Annotated in this window: 5 protein-coding genes and 13 tRNA genes; 3 read left to right on the top strand and 15 right to left on the bottom strand. The window is 31.8% G+C overall.

Annotated elements, in window-relative coordinates; genetic code table 11:
* The first annotated feature begins 44 nt into the window (after positions 1 to 44).
* Positions 45 to 494, top strand: coding sequence for a YbjN domain-containing protein (locus tag B2694_RS00890; RefSeq protein ID WP_035135659.1), 450 nt, complete (start codon positions 45 to 47; stop codon positions 492 to 494).
* A gap of 151 nt (positions 495 to 645) precedes the next feature.
* Positions 646 to 1,737 carry an AI-2E family transporter gene (locus B2694_RS00885; RefSeq protein ID WP_346884156.1) on the top strand — a complete coding sequence of 364 codons (1,092 nt, stop codon included), beginning with the start codon at positions 646 to 648 and terminating at the stop codon, positions 1,735 to 1,737.
* A 188-nt stretch (positions 1,738 to 1,925) separates the two neighbouring features.
* On the opposite strand, the gene B2694_RS00880 is transcribed toward B2694_RS00885, so the two are convergent.
* The 15 genes from B2694_RS00880 to B2694_RS00810 form a co-directional block, all read right to left on the bottom strand.
* A tRNA-Arg gene (locus B2694_RS00880) sits at positions 1,926 to 2,002 on the bottom strand.
* Between the two features lie 52 nt (positions 2,003 to 2,054).
* A tRNA-Gly gene (locus B2694_RS00875) sits at positions 2,055 to 2,128 on the bottom strand.
* A 17-nt stretch (positions 2,129 to 2,145) separates the two neighbouring features.
* A tRNA-Pro gene (locus B2694_RS00870) sits at positions 2,146 to 2,221 on the bottom strand.
* Positions 2,222 to 2,226: 5 nt separating this feature from the next.
* Positions 2,227 to 2,303: transfer RNA gene (locus B2694_RS00865), tRNA-Arg, on the bottom strand.
* A 6-nt stretch (positions 2,304 to 2,309) separates the two neighbouring features.
* A tRNA-Gly gene (locus B2694_RS00860) sits at positions 2,310 to 2,383 on the bottom strand.
* Positions 2,384 to 2,386: 3 nt separating this feature from the next.
* Positions 2,387 to 2,461: transfer RNA gene (locus B2694_RS00855), tRNA-Gly, on the bottom strand.
* 19 nt (positions 2,462 to 2,480) lie between these two features.
* Positions 2,481 to 2,564, bottom strand: a tRNA-Leu gene (locus B2694_RS00850).
* A 12-nt stretch (positions 2,565 to 2,576) separates the two neighbouring features.
* Positions 2,577 to 2,652, bottom strand: a tRNA-Lys gene (locus B2694_RS00845).
* 3 nt (positions 2,653 to 2,655) lie between these two features.
* A tRNA-Gln gene (locus B2694_RS00840) sits at positions 2,656 to 2,730 on the bottom strand.
* An 8-nt stretch (positions 2,731 to 2,738) separates the two neighbouring features.
* A tRNA-His gene (locus tag B2694_RS00835) sits at positions 2,739 to 2,814 on the bottom strand.
* A 6-nt stretch (positions 2,815 to 2,820) separates the two neighbouring features.
* Positions 2,821 to 2,897: transfer RNA gene (locus B2694_RS00830), tRNA-Arg, on the bottom strand.
* Between the two features lie 6 nt (positions 2,898 to 2,903).
* Positions 2,904 to 2,977, bottom strand: a tRNA-Gly gene (locus B2694_RS00825).
* A gap of 17 nt (positions 2,978 to 2,994) precedes the next feature.
* Positions 2,995 to 3,070, bottom strand: a tRNA-Pro gene (locus tag B2694_RS00820).
* A gap of 363 nt (positions 3,071 to 3,433) precedes the next feature.
* Complete coding sequence (gene rdgB, locus B2694_RS00815; protein ID WP_346884155.1) at positions 3,434 to 4,030, bottom strand: RdgB/HAM1 family non-canonical purine NTP pyrophosphatase; 597 nt, start codon at positions 4,028 to 4,030, stop codon at positions 3,434 to 3,436.
* Positions 4,031 to 4,053: 23 nt separating this feature from the next.
* The gene (locus B2694_RS00810; RefSeq protein ID WP_346884154.1) at positions 4,054 to 5,031 is read right to left on the bottom strand and encodes an AIR synthase family protein; all 978 of its coding nucleotides are present in this window, start codon (positions 5,029 to 5,031) and stop codon (positions 4,054 to 4,056) included.
* A 98-nt stretch (positions 5,032 to 5,129) separates the two neighbouring features.
* Between B2694_RS00810 and B2694_RS00805 the strand changes: the two genes are divergently transcribed.
* Positions 5,130 to 6,524 (top strand): hypothetical protein, encoded by a 1,395-nt coding sequence (locus B2694_RS00805; RefSeq protein WP_346884153.1) that lies wholly within the window; start codon positions 5,130 to 5,132, stop codon positions 6,522 to 6,524.
* Positions 6,525 to 6,678: the final 154 nt, after the last annotated feature.

Below are 6,678 nucleotides of genomic sequence, written 5' to 3'. Positions count from 1 at the left end.
TCATATAACTTAACAGAACGAATTTTATTCAAGGGGGAAATAGTATGAGAAATAATGCTATAGAATTTGAAAAATATATAGAAGAACATAGACTTCCATTAAACAAAGGACTCAATGTAGATGAATTTACCATCTTTTCATTTCCTGAAAAGATCACTATAAACGGAGTTACTAAACCAGTTCTTGGAGGTGGCCAAGATAGAAGAGCTGTTATATCATTAAGAGATGATGATACATTAGCTGACATCTTCTGCTTTAATATAGCGTCTATATCTAAAGCTCAAGATAAATATAAGTTATATGCTTTATTCAATGAATTAAACTCTACATATAAATATGTATCCTTTTATGAGGATAATGAAATTATAAGTGCAAAAGTATCTCTTCCATTTAATGATAACTTTGATGCAGATTTAGTTTTCCAAATGCTTTCTATAATATTTAGAGCTGTAGATGAAGAATATCCTAAAATTCTTTCTACCTTGCACAACTAAATAAACTAGAAAACTAACATGCTAGTTTTAATTTTCTAGCATGTATTTTTTTGATTATTTATGTTATGGTATATAATGTCATTAGCTTAATTATAGTTAAATAGATCTCAACGTTTTCATTATTCTAAAATTTAAATTAGAGGAGGAAAAAATGAATAAAAATAAAAACTTTACTAAAATAATACAAATTCTTTTAATAATAAATTTAATTCTATTGGCTATAGGACTCTTCAGTAAAATGAATTTTGTACTATCTCCTATAACTACAATTCTTAATGCCATGTTTATACCTATAGTTTTAGCAATTTTTCTTTACTATTTAGTGAGACCTGTGAAGAGATTTCTTCAAAACAGGAAATTATCAAGTGGAATAGCTACAGCCCTTTCAATACTATTGATAATAGTATTAATTGTATATATGCTTATATATTCTTCATCGATAATAGCTACTCAAGGTGAAAGTTTAACCATAGCTATTATTGAATCCGTACAGGACTTAGCAGATAAATATAGCTACCTATTTCCACAAATTAATGAATTTTTAAATATTGGTGAATTACTTCAAAAAGCCGCTAACTATTTAGTAAATTCTTTTACAGACATAAGTAAAAACATATATGTATTTGCTAGTTCTATAGGTAATTTTGTAGCTCAGATGATTTTAATACCTATAATAATGTTTTATATACTTAAAGATGACAAAAAAATATATAATAATTTTACTTCCTTTCTTCCAAGAAAATTTAAAAGTATTATATTGAAAATACTCCATGAAATTGATACAGTATTAAAACAATACATTACTTCACAGATTATGGTTGCTTGTGTCATCGGAGTTCTTATGTTTATAGGTTATGTAATCATCGGAATGCCTAATGCTCTTGTTCTATCTCTATTTTCTCTTATAACTGCCTTTATTCCTTTCTTGGGTGTAATACTGGGAATTATTCCAGCCATCCTTATATCCTTAAGTATGGGCTTTGGTATGGTACTTAAAATAATAATTCTTACAGTTATTGTTCAGCAGTTAGAAGGTAATGTTATAACCCCTAATATAACTGGTAACCAACTAAATATGCATCCACTGACAACTATTTTAGTAGTTACCATAAGTGTATACTTTGGAGGTTTCTTCGCAGCCTTCCTTGCAGTTCCTATATATAACATTGTTAAAATTCTTGTTAAGAATTTATATTGTTATTTGATAAATAAGCATAATACGGAAATTACAGTTGAAAAATAACTTTCAATATTAAAATAAGCACTAATGAGTTAATAAATCAATAGTGCTTATTTTTATTACTTTTCACTCTATCATTTCCTCTAATATTGTTGTTCCTGAGTAAATTTTATCATTAATCATAAATTAATAATAAAATAAAAAAATACCAACGATTTCATCTACTGAAATCGTCGATATCACTACATTCATGGTACACCCAACAGGATTTGAACCTGCCACCGATGGATTCGAAGTCCAGCGCTCTATCCAGCTGAGCTATGGGTGCAAAAATAAAATATGAATTCCTTATAAAACATCTTCTCAAAAAATAAAAAAAATGGAGCGGGTGAAGGGAATCGAACCCTCGTAACTAGCTTGGAAGGCTAGCACTCTACCATTGAGTTACACCCGCACATATTTAATTTAAAGTGGTCGGGGTGACAGGGATTGAACCTGCGACCTCATGGTCCCAAACCACGCGCGCTCCCATCTGCGCCACACCCCGATATATGGTGCGTCTTAAGGGATTCGAACCCCTGGCCCACGCCTTAGAAGGGCGTTGCTCTATCCAGCTGAGCTAAAGACGCATATTTTGGAGCGGGTGAAGGGAATCGAACCCTCGTAACTAGCTTGGAAGGCTAGCACTCTACCATTGAGTTACACCCGCATTTGGAGCGGAAGACGAGATTCGAACTCGCGACGTTCACCTTGGCAAGGTGACGCTCTACCACTGAGCCACTCCCGCATTTTTTTATTTTTATGATTGGTGCAGGTGAAGGGAGTCGAACCCCCACGCCTAAGGCGCTAGATCCTAAGTCTAGTGCGTCTGCCAATTCCGCCACACCTGCATGTTTCATTTTTGGTGGCTCACCGGGGGATCGAACCCCGGACACCATGATTAAAAGTCATGTGCTCTACCGACTGAGCTAGTGAACCATCTGGCTGGGATAGCAGGATTTGAACCTACGAATGCCAGAGTCAAAGTCTGGTGCCTTACCGCTTGGCGATATCCCAAAATTTAATGGGGTGAACGATGGGACTCGAACCCACGACAACCAGAACCACAATCTGGCGCTCTACCAACTGAACTACGTTCACCATATATGGTGCGTCTTAAGGGATTCGAACCCCTGGCCCACGCCTTAGAAGGGCGTTGCTCTATCCAGCTGAGCTAAAAACGCATGTATTGGAGCGGGTGAAGGGAATCGAACCCTCGTAACTAGCTTGGAAGGCTAGCACTCTACCATTGAGTTACACCCGCATATATTAAATTTAAAATGGTCGGGGTGACAGGGATTGAACCTGCGACCTCATGGTCCCAAACCACGCGCGCTCCCATCTGCGCCACACCCCGATATATCTTAATCAGTGCCATTTGATTAATAACCTTAACGACAAAATTTATTATACAGATTTCCCTTTAATTAGTCAACACCTTTTTTGAAGTTTTTAATTAAATTTTGACAGTTTTTATTGTAAATTCTCTTCAAGTCCTTATTTTACCTTCTTTTCTGTTATATACCTTAGGAATACTAATGACTTATATTGTTACTGATAAATTCTCTGACTATATTAAAATAAACTTAAATATATTTAACAAATTATGTAACTTAATAATCTACACACGGAATAAATTTAAATAGTTCCCTATGCAAAATAAATATATTTATACATGGAACTATTTAAATATATAACAAGTAAAATTATTATATGTAAACTATAAATATTTTTTCATCTCTTCTGTTAACTTGGATAATGCATTTCCTCTATGACTTATAGCATTTTTTACTTTAGAAGGTACATCATTAAATGTAGCCTTTAGTTCTGGCACATAGAATAGAGGATCATATCCAAATCCTTCACACTCTTTGTATTTCTCTAATATTAAACCTCCTACTTCACCTTGAACTTTGATAATATCTTTATCATTAACTATTAAAACCATAGCACATATAAATTTTGCTTTTCGTTCATTAAAAGGCACACCTTCTAACTCTCTTATTAACTTTTTATTATTTTTAACTGAATTTCCATGTTCACCACTATATCTAGCAGAATATATTCCCGGAGCTCCATTTAATACTTCTACTGATAATCCTGAATCATCAGATAAAACAAGTACATCTTTACAAATTTCATGAATTGCCTTAGCCTTTATGTATGCATTTTCCATAAATGTAGTGCCTGTTTCTTCTACCTCTATATCTATATCAGCTTCTTTTAAAGATACTACCTCTAAATCAAACTCTTTAAGAATCTCCTTTATTTCTACAATTTTATGATGATTATTACTAGCAACTATTACTCTTTTCATTACAAATTCTCCTTCTTAAACGTCTACTGTATGTTAAATAACTCATCTGCTTCTGGCGGAGTTACTTCATTGATTTCTTTATCATCTATTACTATACCTTTACTCTTAGTTATTTCTCCTATTTCAGTAGCCTTAATTCCATTATCATCAAAAGATTTTAACAACTTTTCTGGATTATCAGTAGTTATAAGCATACTACCTGATGATATTAGTCTTAATGGATCTATATTAAATTCTTTACATACCTTCCTTGTAACTTCTGTAATTGGCATTTTAGATTTATTAACCTTAAATCCTACATTACTTGCATTAGCAACTTCCCATAATGCTCCTAAAACTCCACCCTCTGTTATATCATGCATAGATGTTGCTTTAGCTATTCCACCTATTTTCCCTTCTTTCACTACACTTATGCTCTCCACATAACCTCTTGCTTCTTCAATCTCTTCATCTGTTAATATACTCCTGCATCTCTCTTCATAATCATTAACCAATATTGAAGTTCCTTCAAGGCATAGTTGTTTAGTAACTATTATGCTATCCCCTACTTTTGCTCCTGACGTGCTAATAGCACTATTAACATTACTTTTTCCAATAGCCGTACACGAAACCACTATCTTATTAACAGCTTCTGTTATTTCAGTATGGCCACCTATAATTTGAACATTTACTTTACATGCTTCTTCATGAATTTCTTTCATAAGATCATGTAATTCTTGTATAGTAGTCTTTGGTGGTGCTAGTATAGTAACCAAGATTCCTAATGGCTCGACTCCGCAGGAAGCTATATCATTACAGTTAATGTTAACTGCAATTTTACCTATATTTTCATCTGCACCAGTTACAGGATCTGTAGAAATTGCGCATTGATTACTATCAAAATTTATAATGGCACAATCTTCTCCTATGCCGTTAGATACTTCTACTTCCTTCCTCTCTTTCCCTTTATGGTTATCTATTATGTACTTTAGTTCATTCCAATTTAATTTTCCTACTCTCATATAAATTCTCCTAACCTAAAAAAACTATTGTGTTTTTGGCACATTTTCACTTCTCATATCATATTATTAAATATAACTAATATTCTGGTGGTGTTATTTTGAGATATATAGGACCTTTTTTAAGAATTAACATACTAAACAATGACAATATAAAAAGTCAATTGTTTCATTTTTCTAAAGAGTCCCTTAGACATATAGTTCTACACTCTGGATGTGGAATTATATCTAGAAATGCAAACTTAAAAATTAAACCTTTACCCACTGATGATGATATCACAAATAGCGTTATTTCTCCACTATTATGTGTATATAGAAAAGCCGACGGAAAACTTTTGAAAGAAAAAGATAAATTACTTTGGAATCATCGCAAGTTTAAAAGAGAAATAAACATATGTGCTAATGGGTATATGACCCTTAGTTTGCTGTACTTATCTGACTATTATAGAAAATTTAGAGATGTTGACGAGGATAGATATAAACTTAGCAAATACTATGTTGACCTATCCATTGAGCAACTAGAATTTTTTGCTCTTTATTGCCGTAATAGTGAGGGGGTATTTGTTGATAAATATGATTCTACAGATCCTCTCCAAAAAGAATATTTTCTTACAGACAAAAATATGAAGTTTAAATTTTCAACACAAGCTCTTCTTATGGCAGCATATTATAAATGTGCTACACTTTCGGAAGACAATAATGAAAACTTTAAATCCTTTGCTCTAGATATAATGAATCTATTCTCAAGTCTAAAACAAGAAATATATAATACTTCTCACGATGAGTTAGTTAAAATATGTTTAGCCTTCAATATTCTTTATGAATGTTCAAAACTGGAGAAAGCTAAGGAATTACTAGTAGATTTTTCTGAATTAATGATTGAAAATATCAATCATATGCCACCTTCTGTAATTAGAGATAATATAGATATTTCTTGTTTATGCTATATAAACTCTATATTAACTTATAAAAATACGAATTTATCGCATTTTAAAGATGCAGCCTTTAAAATCTTTAATAACCTAGAAAAATTATATAATAATGATGATGGTATTTTTATTAAAGACATTTCTGAAAAAGAAAACAAATTTTCTTCAGATGAAATAATTCTATATCTTTATGTATTTATGATTCAAGAGTCTTTATTAAGTGACAATGAAAAAAACGAGCTAGCTTCTAAAATTCATGGTCTTTATAAAAAACAGGTAGTAAGCTCTGGAATTATACTTAGGTGGCCTGAAGCTCCTAGTCTTGATAATCCTGAAAGATATAGGAATTTTTCATGTAAGGCAGAAGACCTATTAGATGATAATTATTTCAGATTTTCTTCTTATGTAAATAATGATACTAATGATTTAGCACCTATTTTTGTTAAAAATATTTCTTTAAATAGAAAGAAAGAAAGTTATAAACATTATAAACATAGTTTTGATTCTTGTAAAAACATGTTTAACTTTTTTACAATTATTTATTTAAATACAATTTTAGATTTCTAATAAAGGTGGCGTCGCAAAATAACTAATTAAGTTATGGAGCGATGCTCCTTTTGCTATTCCAAATAAAAATAACCGAAGGTTTTATTGAGTTTTAACATCCCAAACCTTCAGTTGTTTATTTTTAGGTGCACTTTAATAAGCCTACAGATTTAAG

The organism is Clostridium sp. UBA4395, from assembly GCF_002390995.1.
Classification (GTDB): Bacteria; Bacillota; Clostridia; order Clostridiales; family Clostridiaceae; genus Clostridium_J; species Clostridium_J sulfidigenes.
Note: the sequence above shows the minus strand (reverse complement) of the source record. Positions and strands in the feature narration are given on the sequence as shown.

Coding starts and splice junctions, on each gene's coding strand:
- B2694_RS00885 (WP_346884156.1), top strand. CDS start 646: ATGAATAAAAATAAAAACTTTACTAAAATAATACAAATTCTTTTAATA.
- B2694_RS00890 (WP_035135659.1), top strand. CDS start 45: ATGAGAAATAATGCTATAGAATTTGAAAAATATATAGAAGAACATAGA.
- rdgB (WP_346884155.1), bottom strand. CDS start 4,030: ATGAAAAGAGTAATAGTTGCTAGTAATAATCATCATAAAATTGTAGAA.
- B2694_RS00810 (WP_346884154.1), bottom strand. CDS start 5,031: ATGAGAGTAGGAAAATTAAATTGGAATGAACTAAAGTACATAATAGAT.